Annotated in this window: 18 protein-coding genes and 1 riboswitch; of the genes, 7 read left to right on the forward strand and 11 right to left on the reverse strand. The window is 55.1% G+C overall.

Translation table 11 applies throughout. The features are described 5' to 3' along the window. Positions 1-30 precede the first annotated feature (30 nt). The 10 genes from VFA_RS04885 to VFA_RS04925 form a co-directional block, all read right to left on the reverse strand. Positions 31-1,035 carry a LacI family DNA-binding transcriptional regulator gene (locus VFA_RS04885; RefSeq protein ID WP_004725195.1) on the reverse strand — a complete coding sequence of 335 codons (1,005 nt, stop codon included), beginning with the start codon at positions 1,033-1,035 and terminating at the stop codon, positions 31-33. Positions 1,036-1,141: 106 nt separating this feature from the next. Next, a complete protein-coding gene (locus tag VFA_RS04890) occupies positions 1,142-2,578 on the reverse strand; it encodes a 6-phospho-beta-glucosidase (protein ID WP_004725196.1) in 1,437 nt (478 codons plus the stop codon). Between the two features lie 266 nt (positions 2,579-2,844). Beyond that, positions 2,845-3,540 carry a pirin family protein gene (locus tag VFA_RS04895; RefSeq protein ID WP_004725197.1) on the reverse strand — a complete coding sequence of 232 codons (696 nt, stop codon included), beginning with the start codon at positions 3,538-3,540 and terminating at the stop codon, positions 2,845-2,847. Between the two features lie 133 nt (positions 3,541-3,673). Next, positions 3,674-4,321: a thiamine phosphate synthase gene (thiE, locus tag VFA_RS04900; protein WP_004725198.1), complete on the reverse strand. Its 648-nt coding sequence runs from the start codon at positions 4,319-4,321 to the stop codon at positions 3,674-3,676. Next, positions 4,318-4,443 (reverse strand): hypothetical protein, encoded by a 126-nt coding sequence (locus VFA_RS24135; RefSeq protein WP_004725199.1) that lies wholly within the window; start codon positions 4,441-4,443, stop codon positions 4,318-4,320. Before VFA_RS24135 ends, thiE begins: the two co-directional genes overlap by 4 nt. 125 nt (positions 4,444-4,568) lie before the next feature. Beyond that, positions 4,569-4,690: riboswitch (TPP riboswitch) on the reverse strand. A 101-nt stretch (positions 4,691-4,791) separates the two neighbouring features. Then, positions 4,792-6,174 carry an ABC transporter ATP-binding protein gene (locus VFA_RS04905; protein WP_004725200.1) on the reverse strand — a complete coding sequence of 461 codons (1,383 nt, stop codon included), beginning with the start codon at positions 6,172-6,174 and terminating at the stop codon, positions 4,792-4,794. Further along, positions 6,171-6,959 (reverse strand): ABC transporter permease, encoded by a 789-nt coding sequence (locus VFA_RS04910; protein ID WP_004725201.1) that lies wholly within the window; start codon positions 6,957-6,959, stop codon positions 6,171-6,173. Before VFA_RS04910 ends, VFA_RS04905 begins: the two co-directional genes overlap by 4 nt. Further along, the gene (locus VFA_RS04915; RefSeq protein WP_004725202.1) at positions 6,956-7,909 is read right to left on the reverse strand and encodes an ABC transporter permease; all 954 of its coding nucleotides are present in this window, start codon (positions 7,907-7,909) and stop codon (positions 6,956-6,958) included. Before VFA_RS04915 ends, VFA_RS04910 begins: the two co-directional genes overlap by 4 nt. Continuing rightward, positions 7,902-9,491, reverse strand: a complete 1,590-nt coding sequence (locus tag VFA_RS04920; RefSeq protein ID WP_004725203.1) for an ABC transporter substrate-binding protein — start codon at positions 9,489-9,491, stop codon at positions 7,902-7,904. The genes VFA_RS04915 and VFA_RS04920 overlap by 8 nt, the downstream gene beginning before the upstream one ends. Positions 9,492-9,626: 135 nt before the next feature. Then, positions 9,627-10,226 carry a TetR/AcrR family transcriptional regulator gene (locus tag VFA_RS04925; protein ID WP_004725204.1) on the reverse strand — a complete coding sequence of 200 codons (600 nt, stop codon included), beginning with the start codon at positions 10,224-10,226 and terminating at the stop codon, positions 9,627-9,629. A 105-nt stretch (positions 10,227-10,331) separates the two neighbouring features. Here VFA_RS04925 and VFA_RS04930 point away from each other — a divergent pair, with 105 nt between their 5' ends. The 7 genes from VFA_RS04930 to VFA_RS04960 all read left to right on the forward strand — a co-directional run bounded on the left by VFA_RS04930 (position 10,332) and on the right by VFA_RS04960 (position 20,112). Then, positions 10,332-11,786 (forward strand): AdeC/AdeK/OprM family multidrug efflux complex outer membrane factor, encoded by a 1,455-nt coding sequence (locus VFA_RS04930; protein ID WP_004725205.1) that lies wholly within the window; start codon positions 10,332-10,334, stop codon positions 11,784-11,786. A gap of 24 nt (positions 11,787-11,810) precedes the next feature. Further along, on the forward strand, positions 11,811-13,010 hold the full coding sequence (locus VFA_RS04935) for an HlyD family secretion protein (RefSeq protein ID WP_004725206.1): 1,200 nt from the start codon (positions 11,811-11,813) through the stop codon (positions 13,008-13,010). Positions 13,011-13,019: 9 nt separating this feature from the next. Further along, entirely contained in the window at positions 13,020-14,555 is a 1,536-nt protein-coding gene (locus tag VFA_RS04940) for a DHA2 family efflux MFS transporter permease subunit (RefSeq protein WP_004725207.1), read from the forward strand. 220 nt (positions 14,556-14,775) lie between these two features. Then, positions 14,776-15,645, forward strand: a complete 870-nt coding sequence (locus tag VFA_RS04945; RefSeq protein WP_004725208.1) for an AraC family transcriptional regulator — start codon at positions 14,776-14,778, stop codon at positions 15,643-15,645. 109 nt (positions 15,646-15,754) lie between these two features. Further along, complete coding sequence (locus tag VFA_RS04950; RefSeq protein WP_370447171.1) at positions 15,755-17,896, forward strand: TonB-dependent siderophore receptor; 2,142 nt, start codon at positions 15,755-15,757, stop codon at positions 17,894-17,896. 271 nt (positions 17,897-18,167) lie between these two features. Continuing rightward, entirely contained in the window at positions 18,168-18,857 is a 690-nt protein-coding gene (locus VFA_RS04955) for a response regulator transcription factor (protein WP_004725210.1), read from the forward strand. Then, positions 18,841-20,112 (forward strand): sensor histidine kinase, encoded by a 1,272-nt coding sequence (locus tag VFA_RS04960; RefSeq protein ID WP_004725211.1) that lies wholly within the window; start codon positions 18,841-18,843, stop codon positions 20,110-20,112. The genes VFA_RS04955 and VFA_RS04960 overlap by 17 nt, the downstream gene beginning before the upstream one ends. A 55-nt stretch (positions 20,113-20,167) precedes the next feature. Here VFA_RS04960 and VFA_RS04965 read toward each other — a convergent pair whose 3' ends face one another. Continuing rightward, the gene (locus tag VFA_RS04965) at positions 20,168-21,607 is read right to left on the reverse strand and encodes a sucrose-specific PTS transporter subunit IIBC (RefSeq protein ID WP_004725212.1); all 1,440 of its coding nucleotides are present in this window, start codon (positions 21,605-21,607) and stop codon (positions 20,168-20,170) included. Positions 21,608-21,804 lie beyond the last annotated feature (197 nt).

The raw sequence follows: 21,804 nt of genomic DNA on the forward strand, positions 1-21,804 counted from the left end.
CTTCGATTCATTCTTAAATTCTTAACTCACTCACTTTACCGCGCGGGTGGATTCGCGCTGAACCAATTCGCCGCAGTAGGTTTGATGCTGCGGCGCTTTGCTGTGTTTGTTGGCGAGGGCTATTGTCAGCGCGACCGCATCTTGCGTCAAGGTGGTGATGGGTAACGACACGGTCGACAAGCTAGGAATGGCGTACGCCGACGCCGGTTCGTTATCAATCCCAATCACTGACACATCGTGTGGCACCGACAGGCCCGCATCGTGCAGTGCGCGAATGGCGCCGATCGCCATGTCGTCATTACAGGCAAAAATAGCGCTAAACGTGTGGCCCTGCGCCAAGAGTTCTTGCGCTGCCTGATATCCGCGCTCGAGTGTATTGTTGCCTTCGGCCACCCATTCAGGGCGTGATTCAAGGTGATGTTGCATGAGCATGGCTTGATAGACGTCAAAACGTAGTCGGCCTGTTTCGCTATGCAGTGGCGAGGTGATACACGCGATGCGCTGGTGGCCCAATTGGATTAAATGCTGCATGGCGATGGTCGCCAACTGGCCTTGATCGAAGCCAAAACTGGGCACAGCGTCGAGGCTGAGTTCACGGTTAATCACCACCAATGGCACCGCTATCGTCCGTTGTAGTTGATCGAGATCCGCTTGTGACAGATGACGGCTGTAGAGCATGATGGCATCGCAGCGTTGGTTGGTCAGCGTGATGACTGCGTCGCGTTCGCCGTCTGCGGTATCTTTGCTGTTGACCACCAACAGTTTTTTGCCCGCTTGCTGCGCGCCTTGTTCAGCGTGATGCAGCACGCTGCCGAAATAGCTGCTTTGGAATTGCGGCAGGATAAGCCCCAGGGCGTGGGAGGTATTGGTAGCCAGTGCTTGGGCCAGCGCATTGGGTTGATAGCCCAAATCGGCCATCGCGTTCATCACGGCTTGGCGGGTGGCCTCTTTGACCTGTCCGCTGCCATTGATTACACGTGACACTGTCGCTTTTGACACGCCTGCAGCTTTGCAGACATCGTTGATTGTGGCCATCGTTGCTCCTTCATCCCATCATCCGGCGCGAGCGAGTGCTCAGGCCGGATGGCGAGTGTAGCGAACTTCGTCAGCAGATTGAAACAGTTATCTGCTGGGCGGCTCGTTATAGGCTGTCACCATTGGTGGCGATGACGTTCTGATACCAGTAGAAACTTTTCTTTTTCGAACGGCTCATGTCGCCGCTGCCATCATCATGACGGTTCACATAAATGAACCCGTAACGTTTTTTGTATTCGCCGGTGGTGAACGAGACACAGTCGATACAGCCCCAAGGCGTGTAGCCCATTACCTCGACCCCATCCTCGCAGATCGCTTGCTTCACTGCTTGAATGTGCGCGCCTAAGTAGTTGATGCGGTAGTCATCGTTGATGGCGCCATCGGACTCCACTTGATCGACCGCGCCAAGGCCATTTTCGACGATGAAGATCGGTTTTTGGTAACGCTCGTATAGCTCGGACAACGCAAAGCGCAGGCCATCCGGGTCAATTTGCCAACCCCAGTCTGACGCCGGTAGGTACGGGTTCAAACGGCTGCCTTCAAACAGCGAGGTGGTTTCACCGTCTTCATCTTTTTGCGCGGACACGATGTTGGTCATGTAGTAACTGATGGCCAGATAATCAGCGCAGCCGTCACGCAGAATCTGATCATCGCCGTCTTGCATCTCCACCTGAATGCCTTTGCGTTGCCACTCTTTCAGCAGGTAGCTTGGGTAGTAACCGCGCACTTGCACATCGCTGAACAGGTATTTCTCACGCATCAACGCTTGCGCCAGCAGCATGTCTTCCGGACGGCAGGTCGCCGGGTAGAGCGGCATCATGTGGATCATGCTGCCGATCTTAAAGTTCGGGTTGATCTCATGGCCCAGTTTGACCACTTTGGCGCTGGCCAGAAATTGGTGATGCAGCACTTGGTACATCACTTGTTCCGGATGTTCGTGGTCGGCGTAGATCATGCCCGAGTTGCAGTAGCCCCAAATCGGCAGTTTCCAGTTTCGCTGGTTGTTGATCTCATTGAAGGTGATCCAGTACTTCACTTTGTGCTGGTAACGCTGCATCACGGTTTGGCTGAACTTGACGAAGAAATCCATCACCTGACGGTTTTGCCAACTGCCGTATTGCTTGACCAGATGGTTGGGCATTTCAAAGTGCGACAGAGTGATCACCGGCTCGATGCCGTATTTCAGCAGTTCATCGAACAGGTCATCGTAGAATTGCAGGCCCGCTTCATTCGGCGTGTCTTCATCGCCGTTCGGGAAGATGCGCGTCCAGGCAATCGAAGTTCGAAAGCACTTAAAGCCCATCTCGGCAAACAGCGCCACATCGCCTTTGTAGTGACCGTAGAAATCCACCGCTTCGTGGTTTGGATAAAATTGGTCCGCTTTCACGGTGTTAGTGATCACGCGTGGTACTTCGTGGGCGCCTTTGGTCAGCACGTCAACGATGCTGACGCCTTTTCCGCCTTTGTTCCAGCCGCCTTCGACCTGATGCGCCGCAACTGCGCCGCCCCACAGAAAATCGCTTGGAAAACCTTGTTGTGACATGTCGTTACCCCTTTGTGTTGCGCCGAAAGGTCAATGCGTGACGGCAGATGAAAATCTGTCGCTGGCATCATGCGTTCACCCTTCACGGTGCGTCAATCTGATTCAAAACTCGTCAATTTAAACGCATTCTAGATCAGGAAATGCGAAAATGGAACCGGTTTCTGTAACCGGTTTCATTTTGATGTGGAGACATAGAAAAACGCCGCGAACTCAAAGTCCGCGGCGTATGGGGTGACGTTGCTCACGCGTTGCGTGCTGGTGCGCGCTTAGGGCAAATCGAACACCAAGGCTTTCACTGGCAAGTCACTGTCGTTGCGCAGTTCAAGTTGACTCTCTTTGGCGATTTTCGCGCCATCGCCCGGATTCAGTGTCACGTCATTGATGGCCAGTGTGCTGTCGATTTGGTGCACGTAAACGCGGCGACCTTGCGGCACATCGTAAGTCAGTACGCTATGAGGCGCCAAAATCAGTTGCAATAGGCGCGCATCTTGTTTGATGTGTAGCGTGCCATCTTCACCCGTTGGGGTGGCGATGGTGGTGAGGCCCGGCGCTTGACCAAAGTCTTTTTGCTGGTAACCCGGTTCGCCGCCAAAGCTGTTCGGCTGAATCCAGATTTGCAGAAAGCTCAGTGACTCGCTATCGGAGGCGTTGAACTCGCTGTGGTAAATGCCGCGACCGGCAGACATCAACTGGAACTCACCTGCGGGCAGGGTTTTGATGTTGCCCGCGCTGTCTTTGTGCGCAATGGTGCCGCTGAGCACATAGCTGATGATTTCCATGTCGCGGTGCCCGTGGGTTTCAAAACCGGCGCTGGGGGTGACTTTGTCGTCGTTGATCACGCGCAGTTCCGAAAATCCCATGTGTTTCGGGTCGTAGTAGCTACCAAATGAAAAGGTGTGTTTGCTATCCAACCAGCCAAAGTTTGCGCGGCCGCGTTGTTCTGCTTTTCTTACTTCGATCATGCTCTGCTCCTTCGACTTGGCGGACCAAATCGTATTTGGTGTTGGGGGAGGGAATGGTTCACTCCCTCAGGCTTGATACTCAGTCTAGTGCTTTCGAGCAGGCGTCAACAGCCGTGCAACTTGTTGTGGTCGTTCAAGAATTTCGAACAAGCGAATCCGGGCGATTTTGTTCGATTAGCAAACGTAGCTCGCGAGCGGCTTGTTGTGGGTCAGGCGCATGGCTAATCGCCGATACCAGCGCGATACCGTGCACGCCTGTTTGGGCGACCGCCGCGATATTGCTGGTGTTCAAGCCACCAATCGCCACCATGGGTAAACGGCTGCGCGCCATCGCCCAGTTCAGGCCATCCAACCCCCAATGTTTGACGGTATTGGTTTTGGTCGGCGTGGCAAAAATCGCACTGAGGCCGAGATAATCGACCGGAAGTGACTGCGCTTGTTCAAATTGTTGCTCGTTCTCAACCGACAGCCCAATCAGTTTATCCGGGCCAAGCAGTTGGCGCGCCAGCGTGGCGGGCATGTCGCTTTGCCCCAAGTGCACGCCATCGGCATCCACGGCCAAGGCCACGTCAACGCGATCATTGATGATCAAGGGCACGCCGCTGCCGCTCAGCACCGCTTTCACTGCCGCCGCACGTTCGATAAAAGTCCGTACGTCGCCCTGTTTTTCGCGCACTTGCACCAGTGAAACGCCGCCAGCGATGGCTTGTTTAACGACGCGGCATAGGGTGTTGAGGTCTTGCTGATCATCAGTGACCAAATAGAGGGTGTAGGGCGTCATGCGGTCGCCTCCGTGGTTTTGAGTTGGGCACTGCGCGGATCGTTGTACGCATCGTTGCCGCTGGCAGAACTGGCCAGCGTGAGAACCGTTGAGGTGTGACATTGAAGGTTTGAATGAGGCATTGGGGCTCCTAATCTTCGACGATCAGGAACCGGTTTAGCGCCACAACACGAGGGAAGGATTCGAGTGCTGGGCGGCTAAAGCCATACGCTGGGCGAGGCGCTCACATCATTGGGGCGCATTATATCGCGAAGCGTACATAGTTCCCTACGTCAGTGCGAACTGAATCAGGTTCTACGGGTCTTGCATCGCTGCCGCAAGGGCAGTGGGTGGCAATCTCAGCCCAAGTGGGCTCCCCGACTATCAGCGTCGATGATAGCAGATGTGTGGCGCGCGGAGCTAGGTTCGCGTGATGTTGCCGCTGAACATGCGGGAAGCTGAACGTGCAGGAATCAGCGGCAACGGGCAGGTTAGAGGCGAATGATCTGATGACAGGTTTTACTCAGCGCCACTTTGTCGTGACTGATCAACACCAGCGCGCAGCCCATTTCCTGTGTCAGCGCCGTCATGAGCTGCAACGTGCTGGCGGCTGTCACGGGGTCGAGGCGCGAAGTGGGTTCATCGGCAATCAAGAGTTTGGGTTTCATCAGCAACGCGCGCAAAATTGCAAAGCGTTGCAGCTCTCCCCCAGACACTTGAGTCACTTTGCGCCCGAGCAGTTGCATCGACAATTTGAGCTTGGTCATCAGCGGCTCAATACGGGCCGGGTCGATGGTGTGACGCTGACACAAATCGCTCAGCAGTGTGTGCAGCGTTGCACTTTTCGGCAGCGCACTTGGCGGATCTTGATACAGCTTGAGCACATCGCCTGTCGTAAATGGTGTGGTGTGCCGCAACGTGCCGCCGGTGGCGCGTTTGAGGCCGACCAGAATGTCCGCCAATGTGGATTTGCCACACCCGCTGTCTCCGCTGATGCCCAGAATTTCGCCCTGTGCGATGGAAAAATTAAGCTGTTCAAACAGCGTGCGATCGCCGTAATGCATACTCAGGTTTTCCACGTGCAGCACCGGCTGACCAACGGTCGGTAGCGATGCGCTTGGCCAGAAACGCGGGTCGGCGGCGATCAGCGCTTTGGCGTAGTCCGATTGCGGCGCGCTCAACACTTGTTGCGCAGGCCCTCGCTCTTGCACCACGCCTTTTTTCATCACGATGATTTCGCCGCCCAATTGCTGCGCGACTTCAATGTCGTGCGTGATGGTCAGCACCGCGCCGCGCTGTTTATGGCTGAGCAACTGCGCGATGATTTGGTCGCGGCGGCTGACGTCCAAGCCTTTGGTTGGCTCATCGGCAATCAGCAATTCGCCACCGGCTTGGGTCGCGCACAAATAGGCCACGCGCTGCGCCATTCCGCCGGATAATTGATGCGGGAATTTCGCCATGTCGTCACCCAGTTCAACGCCCTGAAATGCGGCTTGAGTATGGGTGTGCGCTTGCGTGGGATCGCCATTGACCACCTCGTGCACTTCGCGCACCTGCTCGCCCACTGCCATCAGCGGGCTTAGCGCGTACCACGGCTCTTGTGGCAAAACGGCCAGCTTTTTTCCCCACAGCTGTTGGCGCGCGTCGTGGCTAAGATCGCGCTGCGCGTCGCCAAATAGCGTCACGTCGCCTTGCATGGTCAACGTTTCCGGCAAGGTGCCGATAATGGCGTTGGCCATCAGGCTTTTGCCCGAACCGGTTTCGCCCAAAATCGTGACCGCTTCACCGCGACGAAGCTCAAATGACAGCGGCTCAACCAAGGTTTGCTCACCGGCTTGAATCGACAACTGCTCGACGTTCAATAACACACTCATGCCTGCTTTCCTCGTGCCAACAGGTGAAAACTCATCACTAACAAAAACACCACCACAATCGGTTGAACCAGCACCCACGGCGCCTGTTGGTAATAGCGGAACAGCTCGACCATCATCAAACCGAGTTCGGCCGCAGGCGGCTTAAGGCCAACGTACAAAAAGCCAATGGAGGCCAGCGCCAGAATGGCGTTGCCAGCACCAAAGCAGCCGAGGGTAAACAGGTCGGTGCGTAGCTCCGGCCACAGGTGGCGTTTGAACTGATACCAAACGCCAAAGCCGTACAAACGCGAGGCTTCGATTTCGGGCGACCGTAATAAGCTTAAGGTGCGGCTACGCACGACGCGGAAATATTCCACCCACAACATCAACGAGATGGCGAGATAGAGGATCAAAAACGAGCCCGGCACCATGGCGCCAAACAGCAGCACCAGAATCAGCCCCGGCATGGCGAGCAACATATTGACCAACCACGAGAGCGACTTATCCCACCAGCCGCCTTTCCACGCGGCGGTCACGCCAGCCAGCAAACCCAAAGCGGCCGAGGTGACCACGCTCACCACCGCCATCAGCAGGGAAGTGCTCACGGCGCTTGCTAAGCGGGCGTAGTTGCTGCGGCCATAATGATCGCGCCCCAGCGGCTCTTGCCATGAGGGCGAGGCAAAGGCTTGCGCCAAGGATTGCTGCGCGGGATCGCCGCGGTAAATCAGGGCTTCAAAGAGAGCAAAGACCACCAACGCGGCGAGAATGCTCATGCCGACCCATTGACTGCGCGAAAGCTGTTTCATGCCATCACCGCCTTGGTCGCCAAACGCTGACGTGGATCGAGCCAGTACTGCGCGACATCGACCAGCGTGTTGATGGCCACAAACAGCAGCCCCATCAACAGCGCCGCGCCTTGAATCATGGGAATATCACGACGAAAAATCGCGTGTGACAAGGCGTGGCCGATGCCCGGCCAAGAGAACAGCGATTCAATCATCACAATGCCTTCGACTAAACTGACGGCCTGAATGCCGACAAACGCCATCACTGGCAGCGCAATATTGAGCTGCGCGTGACGGGTAAACGCTTGCTGATGGTTCAGCCCTTTTAAGCGCGCGAACTGAAAATAAGGCGAGTTCAGGACCTGATGCGTCGCGTTGCGAATCATTCGACTCGACATCGCAGCCATGCTCAGCGCCAGCGCCATTGCAGGCAGCACCAGATATTCGACGCTGCCAAACCCGGCAACGGGGAACAGGTTGAAATGGAGCGCAAACACCAACACCAACAACAAACCAATCAGAAACACCGGCTGCGCTTTGATGATGATAGACCCAAACAGCGCCGCGTGATCGCTCCACTGATTGGCGCGGCGACCGCAATACAGCCCCACCGGAATGGCGATCAGCAGCGACAGCGCTGTCGCGGCCGCAGCCAGTAGCAAGGAATGCCCCAACTGGTGCGAGAGCGCAGCGATCACCGGCTCACCGCTGACCAGCGAATTCCCGAGATTAAAATGCAACAGATCCCATAACCAGTTGAAATACAGCTCAAATCCAGAGCGATCCAGCCCCAATTCTGCCTGCACCGCTTGCGCGGCTTCGGCATTCACGTAGTCATAGCCGTAACGCCCGGCAGCGATGCGGTAGGCGATGTCGCCCGGAATCAGTCGCATCAACACGAAGGTCAACGTGCCGACCGACCACGCCACAAACAGCGCTTGGTACAAACGAGATAGCAAAATCTTAGTCATGGAAACGCATCTCCGACACGCGGTAATTGATTTCAAACGGGTCGAATGAGAAGCCGTCGAGGTGGCGATTGACCGCGACAATCTGGCGGTAATAGGTCACCGGGATCAGCGGCATTTCGTCGGCCAGTACCGTGGCGGCTTGCTGTGCTAACTGGCGATACTGCGCCGGGTCGGCTTCGCCGGAGAGTTGTTCGAGCAACGCGCTAAAGGTGTTGGAGGACCAGTGCATTGGCCCCCAGTCGGCGCCTTTCTCGGTTGCAAAATCGTTCATCAGGAGCGGCAGGGGATCGGCCAACGTGCCGAAGTTGCGGGCGATGAGCGCCATCTCCAAGCTGTTGTCGTGGTGCTTGGCTGGAATGGCACTGGAGTTATCAATCGAGATCTGCACATCGATGCCCAGTGCGCGCCATTGGGCTTGCAGCGCGGTGGCGATGAGCGGCAGTTCTGGGCGGTCTGCGTAAGTCACCAACTGCACACGAAATACCTGGCCGTCGCGTTGCAACAGCCCTTGCGCATTGGCATGCCACCCTTGTGCGCTCAGCAACGCTTTGGCTTGTTGCAGCTTGTCTGCATGATGATTGTTCGCGAGCTGATCGTCCGCGCGCTGATTGTTGACGTGAGCGGTATCGGGTTGATGATCATGCTGCGCGATGTGCCACGCGCCCAGCGCGGGCGAAAACAGTTGGTATGCTTCAGAGCCAGGCAGGCGCAGCACCGATTGCGCGATGCCTTCGCGATCCAGAGCCAAACTCAGTGCTTGTCGCACGGTTTTGTCATTCAGAAACGGGTGCGCGTTGTTGAGTTTAACCAACACCGTGCGCGGCATCGATTCCACATGCAGGTCGATATTTTTTGCCGCTTGCAGTGTGCTGATGCTGATGGGATCAAGGGTGTAGACCAAATCCGCTTGACCGCTTTGCGCCAACAAGGCGCGGCTTTCTGAGCGATGACCGGCTAGGTATTCCACCGTCTCGATATGCGCGGGCGTGCCCCAATAGGCGTCAAAACGCGTCACTTTGGCCTTGTGCGGCGCTTGTAAGCTCGCAATCTGATACGGGCCAGTGCCTTGCAATTGAATCACTTTGCCGCTGGCGTCCATGGAGCTTGGCGCGATAATCGCGGTGGAGTAGTGCGCCAGCACCGAGGGCAGCGCGCGGTATGGGCGATCCAGCGTGATGACCACGCGATCGTTCAACGCGCTGATCGACTGAATCGGCACTTGGCGAATCACGCCCGGTTTGGCGAGCGCGAGATTGAGCGACTGCGCTGCCGCTTGCGCATTGAGCAGTGTGCCATCGTGAAACTGCACGTTCGGACGAAGGGTGAATGTCCAGCTCAGGCCGTCATCACTTTGTTGCCAGCTTTGCGCCAACAGCGGGTAAGGTTCGGCGTCATCGTTGATGCCAACCAGCGATTCCACCACTTGTAGACGGGAGAACACAAACCCGTCTTTCGACAGATCCTGACTGTTGAATTCAAACGGGCCAGAAATAGAGAGCGTGTCGTGCGTCGGGGCAGAAGGTTTCCAAAATAGAGTTGCGCCCACGCCCAACACCAGAGCGAGTATCAATAGCTTTTTCATAATTCCATGCTGAAATGTTATAACATAACAATATTGCAGCATGAGAATGGTTCTCATGTCTAGTGTAAATTGAATAATCGGAGAAAAAAACGGTCCGACCTGAGCGTGGCATCAGGTCGGTTTCAGATGAGACGATTAGGCGGCGTAGAGGACAAGAAAGGTATCAACCGCGCGTTGCGTGGCGGCTTTGAGTTCGCTGGCGCTGGGCGCATCGATGGCACCCAATGCGAAAGGCTCAATGTGTTCCGCCGACAGTAAGGCTTTGAATTGCATGGCCGCAAACCACGTATCACACCGCTTCAATAAGCCTTTTTTGACCTGACTGTCGATATAGTCGCTCAAATGGGTCCAACCGAGTTTAGGGCCATTTTCATAGAATTTACGTCCCACCGAAGAGCGGTCGGCTTCATGAATCGCCATGCGATAAATGGCCATGGCATCTGGGGTCATCACCGAGCTTAAAAAATTGTAACCAAATTCTAAAAGCGAGGTTTGCATGTCTCGTTTCGGGTCAAGGGCGAGGAAAGATTGCGCAATTTGCTCGGATGCGGACGATTTCATCACCGCAATAAAGATGGCTTCTTTTGAGCTGAAGTAGTTGTACAGCGTCGCTTTCGAACCGCCCAACTCTTTCGCAATATAGGACATGGACGTTTGCTCAAACCCTTGCTGTGTAAAGGAATTTTTCGCAATTTCCAAAATCGCCTGTCTTTTTTCTTCGCTTTTAACTCGCATGAACTCGTCTATTCCCAGGGAAAATTGTGGATAATTTTCTCTTGACGATCCCGTTCTGTCAAGAGTATAACCGTACGGTACGGTTTAGTTATAAGGTTTCAAAATGTGAAAAACAGTGCCAAACGCCAAGGGCTGCTGCAGAAAGCAGCGCCTTTTTTTTCAATGACTTTACTCAGCACGCTGATTTTAGCGGGCTGTTCAACGCCCAATCATAGCGATGAATTGGGTACGGTTGCGGATGCCCGTGACCTGCAATCGCAACAAACTTTTGCCAATCATGCCGCGATGGACTGGCCATCGGATCATTGGTGGGAACGCTATCAGGATGCGCAGCTCAATCAGCTGATTGACGAAGCGTTCGAACAATCACCGACGCTGCAAATCGCCATGGCACGCCTGAAAAATGCGCAAGGTCTTGCGCAGCAAGCGGGTGCGGCGCGTTCTCTGAATGTCGGACTGTCTGCCTCGGCGACCGAGAGCAAAGTCAGCTACCAATATCAGGCCGCGATGCCACCGCACGGTTGGAATGACTACGGTTCGCTCACGCTCAACTTCCAGTATGACTTTGACTTTTGGGGCAAGAACCGAGCGGCAGTGGTTGCCGCATCGTCTGAACTGGCGGCCGCTGAAGCCGAAGGGGTATCAGCACGGCTGATGCTTGCTACGTCGATTGCCAATGCGTATGCCGAGTTGGCGCGTCTGTATGCTAACCAACACACGGTGGACGCGGCGCTGGGCGTGCGTAACAAAACCGTCGAACTGCTGCAAAAACGCTATGACAACGGGCTGGAAACCTTAGGTTCGGTGAGTCAGGCCAGAGCAATTGCGGCCAGCGTAGAAGCGGAATTGCTCGGCTTGAATGAGTCGATTCAATTACAGAAAAACGCACTGGCGGCTTTAGCGGGGCAAGGGCCGGATCGCGCATTGACGATTCAGGAACCCCAAGTGGCACTGAATGCGCGTTACGGATTGCCCACCGATGCAGGTGTTGGTTTGCTTGGCCATCGCGCCGACATCACCGCTGCACGCTGGCGCGCCGAAGCGGCAGCGCAGCGTGTGGGCATTGCGGAAGCGCAATTCTATCCCGACGTGACGTTGTCTGCGTTTATCGGCTATCAGGCGTTTGGCCTTGATAACCTGTTTAACAGTGGCAACGACGCAGGCGGTATTGGCCCGGCGATTTACTTGCCGCTGTTTACCGGCGGTCGATTGGACGGCCAATTGACATCGGCGCAGGCGAGTTATCAAGAAGCGGTCGGCGGATACAACGCCACGCTCACCCAAGCGTTGCATGAAGTGGCTGACGTGGTCACCAGCACGCAGGCGCTGGACAAACGCATCGCCAAAACAGAGGAAGCGGTCGAGCAGGCGCAGCGCGCGTTGCAGATTGCCAGCAACCGGTATCAGGGCGGCCTTGCCACCTATCTGGACGTGCTGGTGGCCGAAGAGTCGCTATTGAATAACCAACGAGCGCTGGTGAACTTGCAGTCACGCGCGTTCAGCTTAGACCTCGCCCTGATCCATGCTTTGGGCGGCGGTTTTCAATCAACACAGTCTTGATTCGGTTTAAAAGGTTTCTATCCCATGAGTTCATCAGACAACATCCCATCAGAACCAACAGAATTTGATGCCGCGCGTGCCAAGCAATCGCGCAAAAAAGGTTTTTTCGCACTGGCGGCGGCCGTGATCCTCGCCGGAGGCAGTTACGGCGCCTACTGGCATTTCATCGGCTCACGCTATGTGTCGACCGACAACGCTTACGCAGCGGCTGAGATTGCCGAAGTGACCCCTGCGGTGGGCGGCATCATTGCCCGCGTGAGCGTGGTCGATACCCAATACGTCAACCAAGGCGACGTGCTGGTGCAAATCGACGATACCGATGCGCGGTTGGCGCTCAAGCAAGCGGCCGCAGATTTGGCGCTGGCCGAACGCCGCGTGCGCAGTTACCTCGCCAATGACGAAGGCTTAACCGCGATGGTTGAAGCGCAGGAAGCGAGCGAGCAACGCGCCGAAGCGCAACTCAAAGCTGCGCAGGCCGATTTTGCGCGCGCCAAAATTGACTTAACGCGCCGTGAAGATCTGGTGCGCAGCGGGTCGGTGTCCGGCGAAGAAGTGACCAACGCCAAAACTGGCTATCAACAAGCGCAAGCGAACTTAAATGCAGCCAAAGCGGCGATGGCACAAGCGCAAGCGACCAAGCTGTCGACCATCGGTTCGCAAAAAGCCAACGCGGCGTTGACGGACAACACCACGGTGGAAAACAACCCGGAAGTGCTACTGGCGAAAGCGCGTTTTGAGCAAGCCAAAGTGGATTTGGACCGCACCGTGATTCGCGCGCCGATCAGCGGCATCATCGCCAAACGTCAGGTGCAAGTAGGCCGCCGCGTGCAAGTGGGGATGCCGTTGATGACTGTGGTGCCTATCAACAGCATTTACGTGGATGCCAACTTCAAAGAAGTGGAACTGCGCAACGTGAAAGTGGGGCAGCCGGTGACACTCACCGCCGATATTTACGGTGACGATGTCACGTATCGCGGCGTGGTGGCTGGATTTTCAGGCGGCACGGGGTCGGCGTTCTCAATGATTCCGGCGCAAAACGCCACGGGGAACTGGATCAAAGTCGTGCAGCGTCTGCCGGTGCGTATTGAACTCGATCCAACCGATTTGCAGTCGCATCCGCTGCAAGTGGGGCTGTCGATGGTCGTTACCGTCGATACTTCCGCGGATAGCAACGAGCAGGTGATTGCGCAGTTTCGCGCCGCGAAAGTGTCAGAACAAGGCTAAGGTGAAGCCATGAGTCATACCTCTGACAATGACATCAAACCTTTGTCAGGTGGGGCGCTGTTTCTCGGCGCCCTCTGTCTGGCGATGGCAAACTTCTTTGCCATTTTGGATACCACGATTGCCAACGTGTCGGTCTCGAATATCGCAGGTGGGCTGGGCACGTCTTTAAGTCAAGGGACGTATGTGATTACGTCTTATGCGGTGGCGGAAGCGATTTCGGTTCCGTTAACCGGATGGCTTGCGCGGCGTTTTGGATCGATTCGCGTGTTCGTCACGTGTTTCTTCTTTTTCGGATTTTTCTCGCTGCTGTGTGGCTTATCAACAAGCCTCAACATGTTGGTGATGTGCCGCGTATTCCTTGGCTTTGCAGGTGGCCCGCTGATGCCGCTGTCACAAACGCTGATGATTCGTATCTTCCCGAAAGACAAGAGTCACGCGGCGATCGGTATCTGGTCGATGACTACCTTGGTGGCGCCGATCATGGGGCCGATTTTAGGCGGTATCTTGTGTGACCAATACAGTTGGCCGTTTATTTTCTTTGTGAACATTCCATTTGCCATTTTTGCCTCATTCGTCGGTTGGAAGATCCTGAAAAAATACGAAACCAAGAATGAACGTTTGCCGATCGATAAAATCGGCCTGCTGTTGCTGATTGTCTGGGTAGCAGCTTTGCAACTGATGTTGGACGAAGGCAAAGACCATGACTGGTTTGAATCGTCACGCATTGTAACGTTGGCGGTGATTGCCGCGATAGGCTTTGTCGCCTTCCTGATTTGGGAGCTGACCGAGCGCAATCCGGTGGTGGAGTTAAGAGTGTTCCGTCATCGTGGCTATGCGATGAGCATGGTCACGTTGTCGCTCGCCTTTGGCGCCTTTTTCGCCACGACGGTGTTAACCCCACTCTGGTTGCAGAACTTCATGGGCTACACCGCAACCATTTCGGGGTACGCGACGGCGACCATGGGCATACTGGCGGTGTTTCTTGCGCCGATTATCGCCAACTTGTCGTCGAAATATGACCCGCGGCCGTTTGTGTTTGTCGGCGTGATGTGGCTTGGGTTCTGGACCTTTATGCGCAGTTTCAACACCGTCGACATGACCTTTGAGCAGGTGAGTTGGCCAATGTTCGTGCAGGGGATTGGGATGCCGCTGTTCTTCGTGCCGCTAACGGCGATTGCGCTCGGCAGTGTTAAGCCCCATGAGATGGAATCGGCGGCGGGGCTGATGAACTTCATCCGCACCTTGTCCGGCGCGTTTGCCACCTCGATGATCAACACTTCGTGGGAGCACGAGTCGCGCTACGTGCATGCTGAATTGGCGGGCTTGACCGACAAAGCGGGCGTGGCGACGCAAGCGATGCAAAACGCGGGCATGAGCGCCGATCAAACCCGCTCGGCGCTGGACGGCATGCTGCAAGGGCAAAGTGTGATGGTCGCGACCAACCAACTGTTCTTGGTGATCGCGGTGATTTTTGCCGTGGCCGCGTGCATGATCTGGATGGCGCCGAAACCGAAACACGCGGTGGATGCGTCCGCGGCGCACTAAATAACATGCACTAAACAACACGCACTCAATAAACCGCACGAAACGAATTAATCCACGGGGCTGTTTGTCAGGAATTGGACTCTCGCTGACTTTCAGCCCCCTTTTTCGTCTTGCGTTTGCTGGCTCACTCACGGTTGTTGAGTTTTTAATTGATAACACTTCTCATTAACTCGTCATCTGTGCGACACTAAGCCCTCTATTTTCGAGGTGTTTTGCTGTCATGACTCGTCCTTCTTCATCGTTTAACCGCATTTGCAAACTGCTGGACTACATCCATGCGCATCTGGATCAGCCGTTGTCGCTGGATGATTTGGCGCAGCAAAGCTGTTGGTCACGCTGGCAATTACAGCGGGTATTTCAGAGTGAGACTGGCTTGACGGTCGCCAACTACGTGCGTGAACTCAAACTGAGCGAAGCCGCCGAAGCTCTGATTCATGGTTCGGCGCGGGTGATTGATATTGCGCTCGCCAACGGTTTCAGTTCTGAAATCAGCTTTAGCCGCGCGTTCCGGCAACATTTTGGCCTCAGCCCGCGTGATTATCGTAAGCTTGGTCGCCACACTGGGCTGCGCAAACCGCTGCAACTGGCGCAGCGCACGCCGCCAGTGAGCCAAACGCCGCAACTGATGCAAGTGCGGGTGGAATCGGCGGAATCGGAAACCTTTTACGGCCTTGCGACGCCGATTCGCGGCTTGCTCGCGGCAGCGCCTGATTTTGCTGAGCAGGTGCCAAGTGTGTGGGCGCAGTTTTCGCCGCTGATGGCGCATCAAACCCCGCAGCCACTGACCGGCGTGATTGACGTGACGGCCGCCGCTGACAATGACCATGCGTTGATCTATTGGGCGACCAGCACGCTTCCCGTGTCGGGCGCAGAATGCGTGACGGTGCCTGCGCAAACTTACGCGGTGGTGAAACATCGTGGCCCGATTGCCTTGCTGCCACAAACGCTGGCTTGGTTTATTTTCGATTGGTTGCCGCAATCGATCTATCGCGGCGTGGATGGGTTTGAATTGGAACGTTATCCCGCCGGATATGACGGCACGGCTGTGCATGCCGAGATGGATTATTGGTTGCCGATTGAGATCGCCTGAGCGGCGCAACATGCTCCAAATTGTTAACTTTTCACGCCGCGCTTTGCTTAGAATACAAATGATATTTATTCTCACAATAAGAAAAGCAGGGTAGTTAACCATCATGGATTTGAATCCGCATACCACATTGTCGCCGGTCGCGTTGGCGATCTTGGCACTTTTGATGCCCACCACCAGTGTTGCCGCCGATGAGTCCACAAGCGCAGACACAGAAACCGTGACCATTTTGGGTCAAACCTATCGCAACACCGCGACGAAAACGGCGCTGGCGCCGGAAGAAACGCCGCAAGGCATCACCGTGATTGACGGCGAACTGCTTGAGCAGCGCGGCGTGACGTCGGTTGGTCAAGCGCTGCGCTACGCACCGGGCGTGGTGACAGAAACCAAAGGCGGTTCCGTTACCATGTACGACAACTTCTACATTCGCGGTTTTCAGGTCGACCAAAGCTATTACGATGGCTTGGTGCTGCAATACCTCAAAGGCTGGAACTTGCAGCCACAGATTGATCCGATTGCGATGCAGCAACTGGAGGTCTTCAAAGGCCCAACATCGGTGTTGTATGGCGCGATGCCTCCGGGCGGCATGGTGAACGTGATAGCCAAAGCGCCGCAACAGCAGCGCAGCACCGAAGTGTCGGCCTCCACGGGTTCGCGCAATTTGCAGCAAGTGACGCTCGATACCACCGGGCCGCTCAGCGATGCGCTCTCTTACCGTTTGATTGCCAAAGCGCGCAAACAGGACGGCCAGGTTGATGGTACGGAGGAAGAGCGGTATTTGATTGCGCCGTCACTCGACTGGCAAGTCACCGACAAAACGCTGATCAATCTTAACCTCTATTATCAGAACGATCCGGCGATGGGCATGAACTCGGCTTTGCCTGCCTCAGGTACCGTGACCTCTAACGCCAACGGGTCAACGTCCTCCTCGACTTACGCGGGTGACACCAACTGGAGCAAATTCGAGCGTGAAATTCTGATGCTGGGTTATAAAGTGCAGCATCAGTTCACCGACAACTGGGCGTTCTTACAGAACCTGCGCTACACCGACGCATCATTGACCCAGAAAAACCTCTATCACAGCAGTGGTGGTTTTGATGAAACCACGGGCGTGCTGACGCGCAACATTTACAGCACCGATGAAAGTTACAACGGTTTGGTGGTGGATAACCAACTGTCCGGTGTGATCAATTGGGGCAGCGTGGAACACAACCTGCTATTTGGCGTGGATTACCAACGCCTGAAAGGGGACTCGTTGTACCAAACCTACACCACCACTGACAGCGATTTTGGCAGCTTTAACCTGTTCAACCCCAACAACAATTTGCTCGATAGCAGCACGGTGTCGGCGCAGTATGCGTACGACTACGATATCGAAATCAAACAGCTCGGCGGTTATGTTCAGGATCAACTGCGCTGGAACCGTTGGGTGTTGATTGCAGGCGGCCGCTTTGATCACTACACCAGCAACAGCGAAGTGTCGGGTTACGCCACCAAAGCGGATGACTCCGAGTTCTCGTATCGCGTCGGCGCGCTGTATCAGTTTGATTCTGGGATTGCGCCGTTTGCCAGCTACGCCACCAGTTTTTCACCGGTGGCAGGCACCGACAGTCAGTTTGGTCAGCCATTCAAGCCGGAAACTGGCGAGCAAGTGGAAGTGGGCGTGAAGTATCAGTCGGCGGATATGAGCAAGCAGGCCAGTGTGTCGCTGTATCACATTGTGAAAAACAATGTGGTGGTGACTGACCCAAGTTCGGCCAACTATCAGGATGATATTCAGGTGGGCGAAGTGCGCTCGCAAGGCGTAGAGGTCGAAGGTCGCTGGTGGCTGACGCCAAACTGGGACATCGCAGCAAGCTACACTTACGCGGATGTTGAAGTGACCAAAGACAGCGCCAATGGCTTGCAAGGCACCACGCCGATTTATGTGCCCAAGCACAGCGCCACACTGTGGAGCACGTACCAAGTGGATGACGGGGTGTTACGCGGCGGTCGCGTCAGCGGCGGCGCGCGTTATGTGGGCGAAATGTATATGGATGCGACCAATACGCAAGGCAAAGTGCCGGATTACACTGTGGTTGACTTGTCGCTTGGATACGATTTGGGCCAGATCAGCGACCGCCTGCAAGGCGCGCGTGCGGATGTGATCGCCAACAACCTGTTCGACCAAACGTACTACACCTGTTACAACAACATGAACTGCTGGTACGGTGCAGAGCGCACCATCGAATTGAAACTCGGCTATCAGTTCTGATTGACGCAGACGTCAAGCGCCCGGTTTCGACCGGGCGTTTTGCATTCGGTTAACCCACCCTTAACCCGCTTGACGTTACGCTTGAACACCTCGAAAAAAGTCGACGGTTTTGATCTGTGTTTTTGTTTGGCATCATCCAATGACGCTATGATAGACAACAGAATCAAGCACGACATACCGCGCGCAGCGCAGCGACGTTCGTCACGTCGACCATTTGCGCAGCCGCCGTATGCATTGCAGCACGGCTCCGCGACCACAGTAGGTGAAAGGAATGTTAAAGGCGTTATTGGTGGAAGATGATCTCGATCTGGCCACCGCTTTGGTTGACTACATGTCGTTGGAAGCGATCGACTGCGATTTTGCGGCCGACGGACAAGTGGGCTACAACCTGATCATGGCAAATCGCTACGACGTGATTGTGCTCGATCTCAACTTGCCCAAAATTGAAGGGCTGGTGGTGTGCGAGCGCATTCGTGAACGGGGGATTGAAACGCCGGTACTGATGCTCACGGCGCGCGATACGCTGGACGATAAACTGCAAGGCTTTAGCCACGGTGCGGATGATTACTTGGTGAAGCCGTTTGCAATGGAAGAGCTGATGGCGCGGGTGCAGGTGCTGGCGAAACGTCGCAGCGGCCAAGTGTCGAAATTGCGCGTGGCGGATTTGGTGCTGGATATAGCGCAGCGCAAAGTCACGCGCGCCGGGCAGGAGATCAAGCTGTCACCGATTGCGATTAAAATTCTCGAACTGCTGATGCGTGAATACCCGTCGGGTGTTTCACGGGAGAAAATTGTCCTCAATGTGTGGGGCGACGATCAACCCGACAGCAACAGCTTGAAAGTGCACATGTTCAACTTACGCAAACAGATCGACAAAGCGGGGCTAGAGCCTTTGATTCATACGTTACCGGGTTACGGATTTGCGATACAACGGCAGGGCAACGATGAAACTGCGTCGTAGCCTCAAAATCTTTTTTGCCTTTTCGGTGATGGCGATGGGCACCATCACGGTGCTGAGTTATTCCACATTGGCCGCCAATTACTTTGAGCAAGGGCTCGATGGCGGTATGCGTATGACCATGCTGGAAATTGGCCATCGCGCGGAGCTATTGGAAGGCAAACCGGAACGCATGCTCGGGTTTCAAGTGGCGCGTCGCTGGCAAGATGTGCAGCCGGAAATTCGCGCTGAGTTTGCCAAGCCCACCGAACACCTTGAACTGCTCAAACACATCGATCGTTCGAGTTGGTTCTCGACCCCCAAACGAGCGCTATTTCTGATGCGCTACGATCAAGACCGTGCCGAAACGCTCTACATTTCGCGTGTGGTGGATGACTTCAATCACCCTAAGTTTGAACGGGACATGCCCGCGGGCAAATGGCCACATGTCATCAAACTGTTGAGCTACGGTGCGCTGGGCATTGTCATTTTCGCGCTGTGCATGATGTTCTTGATGCAAATGGTCGCAAGGCCCATTGAACGGTTGTGGCAATGGGCGAAACACCTCACGCCGAATCAGTTAAATGAACCGCTGCCAGATTTTCAGTACAACGAACTGAACCGCTTGGCCGACGTGGTGCGCAGCAGCTTGTCAACAGTTGAAGATTCGCTGCGTCGCGAGCAAAAGTTCTTGGCGCATGCCAGCCATGAACTGCGCACACCCATCGCGGTGGTGCGCAGCAACGCCGAGTTACTGGCAAAGCTACTGGATAAGCCAGAGAGCTTGGAAAAACAGAAGCAGGTGGTGGAGCGGATTGTGCGCGCTGGCGTCACCATGACCGATCTAACTGAAACGCTGCTGTGGCTCAATCGTGGTAAAGAGAGCGAGCCGCCGCTGAGTGAAGTCAATTTGCAGGCTCTGATCGAGCAGATTTGTCAGGAGCTGCACTATTTGGTGCGCGACAAAGAGGTGACGGTAGACGTGCAGCTCTCTGCAGGACAATTTTTGCTGCCAAAAACGCTGTGTCATATCGTGTTGAGTAACCTCATTCGCAATGCGTACCAGCATACGCTGCTGGGCAAAGTGGTCATCACGCAGCGCGGGTCTCAAGTCACCATTGCCAATCATGATCACAGTGGCGCCAACGCACACGATACACTCGGTTTTGGCTTAGGGCTGGAGCTGACCAATCGTATTATTCGTCACTACGCATGGCCGTATCACACCATCGAACACGATCATGGCCGTGATGTGACCATTAACTTTCGTTGGCAATAACATAAAAATGCCCACTCCGTGGAGTGGGCAAATGCGTGAATGCAAGGGGGATGCATTACGCCGTGGCGCGAACGCCTTGTTTTGCTTTTTCACGCATGGCCAGCATCAGGGTCAGGCCAAACGCAACTGCAAACGAAATCACCATGCCCACCACGTAGTAACCGATTTTTTCTGGGTTGATGGAGATGATGCCCGGCAAACCTGCCGCGCCCAGTGCATGGGCTTTGACGTTAAACAGCGTAATGAACGCGCTCGCAATCGCAGAGCCGGTAATGGCGGCGATAAACGGGTAACGCAGTTTCAGGTTGACACCAAACATCGCCGGTTCTGTGATCCCTAGGAGCGCGGTGATGCCCGATGGCACAGCGATGCCTTTAAGCTTGATGTCTTTGGTGGTAAAACCGACCGCCAGCGCCGCAGCACCTTGCGCCACGTTCGACATGGCCGCAATCGGGAAAATGAACGTCCCGCCTGTGGTGACAATGTCGGCCAGCAATTGCGTTTCAATGGCGATAAAACTGTGGTGCATACCGGTAATCACGAAGGGCGCGTAGATAAACCCAAACAGTGCGCCGCCGATAAAGCCTGCCGAATCGTATAACCAGTTCAGGCCATCACCCAGCATAAAGCCAACATCACGCGTGATGGGGCCGACTAAGGTGAACGTGAGGAAACCGGTGATGAAAATCGCCAGCATCGGGGTGAGCAGGTTGTCGAGTACTGAGGGAATGACTTTGCGCAGCCCAAGCTCCACTTTGGCCAGAATAAACGCGGAAACCAACACCGGCAGCACCGAGCCTTGATAACCCACTTTCTGAATTTCCAGCCCGAGAATATTCCACGTCGGCACCGTGCCAGCCACGGTCGCGCTGCCAAAGCCCCAACCGTTTAGCAGATCCGGGTGCACCATCAGCATCCCCAGCGCTGCGCCAAGGAATGGGTTTCCGCCGAATTTGCGTGACGCAGAGAACGCCAGCAGAACCGGTAAGTAAACAAATGGGGCGTTGGCAAAGGTGTTGATCATGCTGGCTAGATCCGCCAGACCCGGATTGGCATCAATCAGCGATTGACCATCGATGAACAAGCCTTTCGCTGTCAAAACGTTGAACAAGCCCATGAGCAGGCCGCCCGCGACGATGGCGGGAATGATGGGCACGAAAATATCCGATAAACCTTTGACTGCGCGCTGCACGATATTTTGCTTCTGTGCGCCCGCACTGGCGACGTCGTTGGTCGACATGTCGGCCATGCCGGTCAGTTTCGCCATTTCGGCATACACTTGGTTCACGATGCCTGAGCCAAAAATGATCTGGTATTGGCCCGCGACCTTGAACTGGCCTTTGACGCCGTCTAGCGTTTCAATCGCGCTTTCATCAATTTGCGCTTCATCTTTCACGGCCAAACGTAGTCGTGTTGCGCAGTGTGCCAGCGCTTGGATGTTGGCTTTGCCACCCAAGTGCTCGAGAAGTTGTTTTGCTATGACTGGATAGTCCATAACTCACCCCGGTTCTTGTAACTTGTCAGTAGACCCATTCCGCTGAAAGTGGCGTGGTGTTGGCCGCTTCATGGCGTTTGGGTTCAGCGATGTACTGCTTTATGATTGTATTTTTGGGAACGTTTGCAAAATCGATTCTTGTCAATTAATGCGATTCGGTCAAAACAACATAGTGAATTCTGTGAGAGTGATCGCCA

The sequence above is a fragment of the Vibrio furnissii CIP 102972 genome, from assembly GCF_000176175.1.
Taxonomy (GTDB): domain Bacteria; phylum Pseudomonadota; class Gammaproteobacteria; order Enterobacterales; family Vibrionaceae; genus Vibrio; species Vibrio furnissii.

Excerpts from the sequence above, each read along its gene's own strand:
- VFA_RS04885 (WP_004725195.1), bottom strand. The coding sequence starts at position 1,035 with ATGGCCACAATCAACGATGTCTGCAAAGCTGCAGGCGTGTCAAAAGCG.
- thiE (WP_004725198.1), bottom strand. The coding sequence starts at position 4,321 with ATGACGCCCTACACCCTCTATTTGGTCACTGATGATCAGCAAGACCTC.
- VFA_RS04935 (WP_004725206.1), top strand. The coding sequence starts at position 11,811 with ATGAGTTCATCAGACAACATCCCATCAGAACCAACAGAATTTGATGCC.
- VFA_RS04940 (WP_004725207.1), top strand. The coding sequence starts at position 13,020 with ATGAGTCATACCTCTGACAATGACATCAAACCTTTGTCAGGTGGGGCG.
- VFA_RS04945 (WP_004725208.1), top strand. The coding sequence starts at position 14,776 with ATGACTCGTCCTTCTTCATCGTTTAACCGCATTTGCAAACTGCTGGAC.
- VFA_RS04890 (WP_004725196.1), bottom strand. The coding sequence starts at position 2,578 with ATGTCACAACAAGGTTTTCCAAGCGATTTTCTGTGGGGCGGCGCAGTT.
- VFA_RS24135 (WP_004725199.1), bottom strand. The coding sequence starts at position 4,443 with ATGCCTCATTCAAACCTTCAATGTCACACCTCAACGGTTCTCACGCTG.
- VFA_RS04965 (WP_004725212.1), bottom strand. The coding sequence starts at position 21,607 with ATGGACTATCCAGTCATAGCAAAACAACTTCTCGAGCACTTGGGTGGC.
- VFA_RS04905 (WP_004725200.1), bottom strand. The coding sequence starts at position 6,174 with ATGAGTGTGTTATTGAACGTCGAGCAGTTGTCGATTCAAGCCGGTGAG.
- VFA_RS04895 (WP_004725197.1), bottom strand. The coding sequence starts at position 3,540 with ATGATCGAAGTAAGAAAAGCAGAACAACGCGGCCGCGCAAACTTTGGC.
- VFA_RS04910 (WP_004725201.1), bottom strand. The coding sequence starts at position 6,959 with ATGAAACAGCTTTCGCGCAGTCAATGGGTCGGCATGAGCATTCTCGCC.
- VFA_RS04915 (WP_004725202.1), bottom strand. The coding sequence starts at position 7,909 with ATGACTAAGATTTTGCTATCTCGTTTGTACCAAGCGCTGTTTGTGGCG.
- VFA_RS04955 (WP_004725210.1), top strand. The coding sequence starts at position 18,168 with ATGTTAAAGGCGTTATTGGTGGAAGATGATCTCGATCTGGCCACCGCT.
- VFA_RS04925 (WP_004725204.1), bottom strand. The coding sequence starts at position 10,226 with ATGCGAGTTAAAAGCGAAGAAAAAAGACAGGCGATTTTGGAAATTGCG.
- VFA_RS04960 (WP_004725211.1), top strand. The coding sequence starts at position 18,841 with ATGAAACTGCGTCGTAGCCTCAAAATCTTTTTTGCCTTTTCGGTGATG.
- VFA_RS04920 (WP_004725203.1), bottom strand. The coding sequence starts at position 9,491 with ATGAAAAAGCTATTGATACTCGCTCTGGTGTTGGGCGTGGGCGCAACT.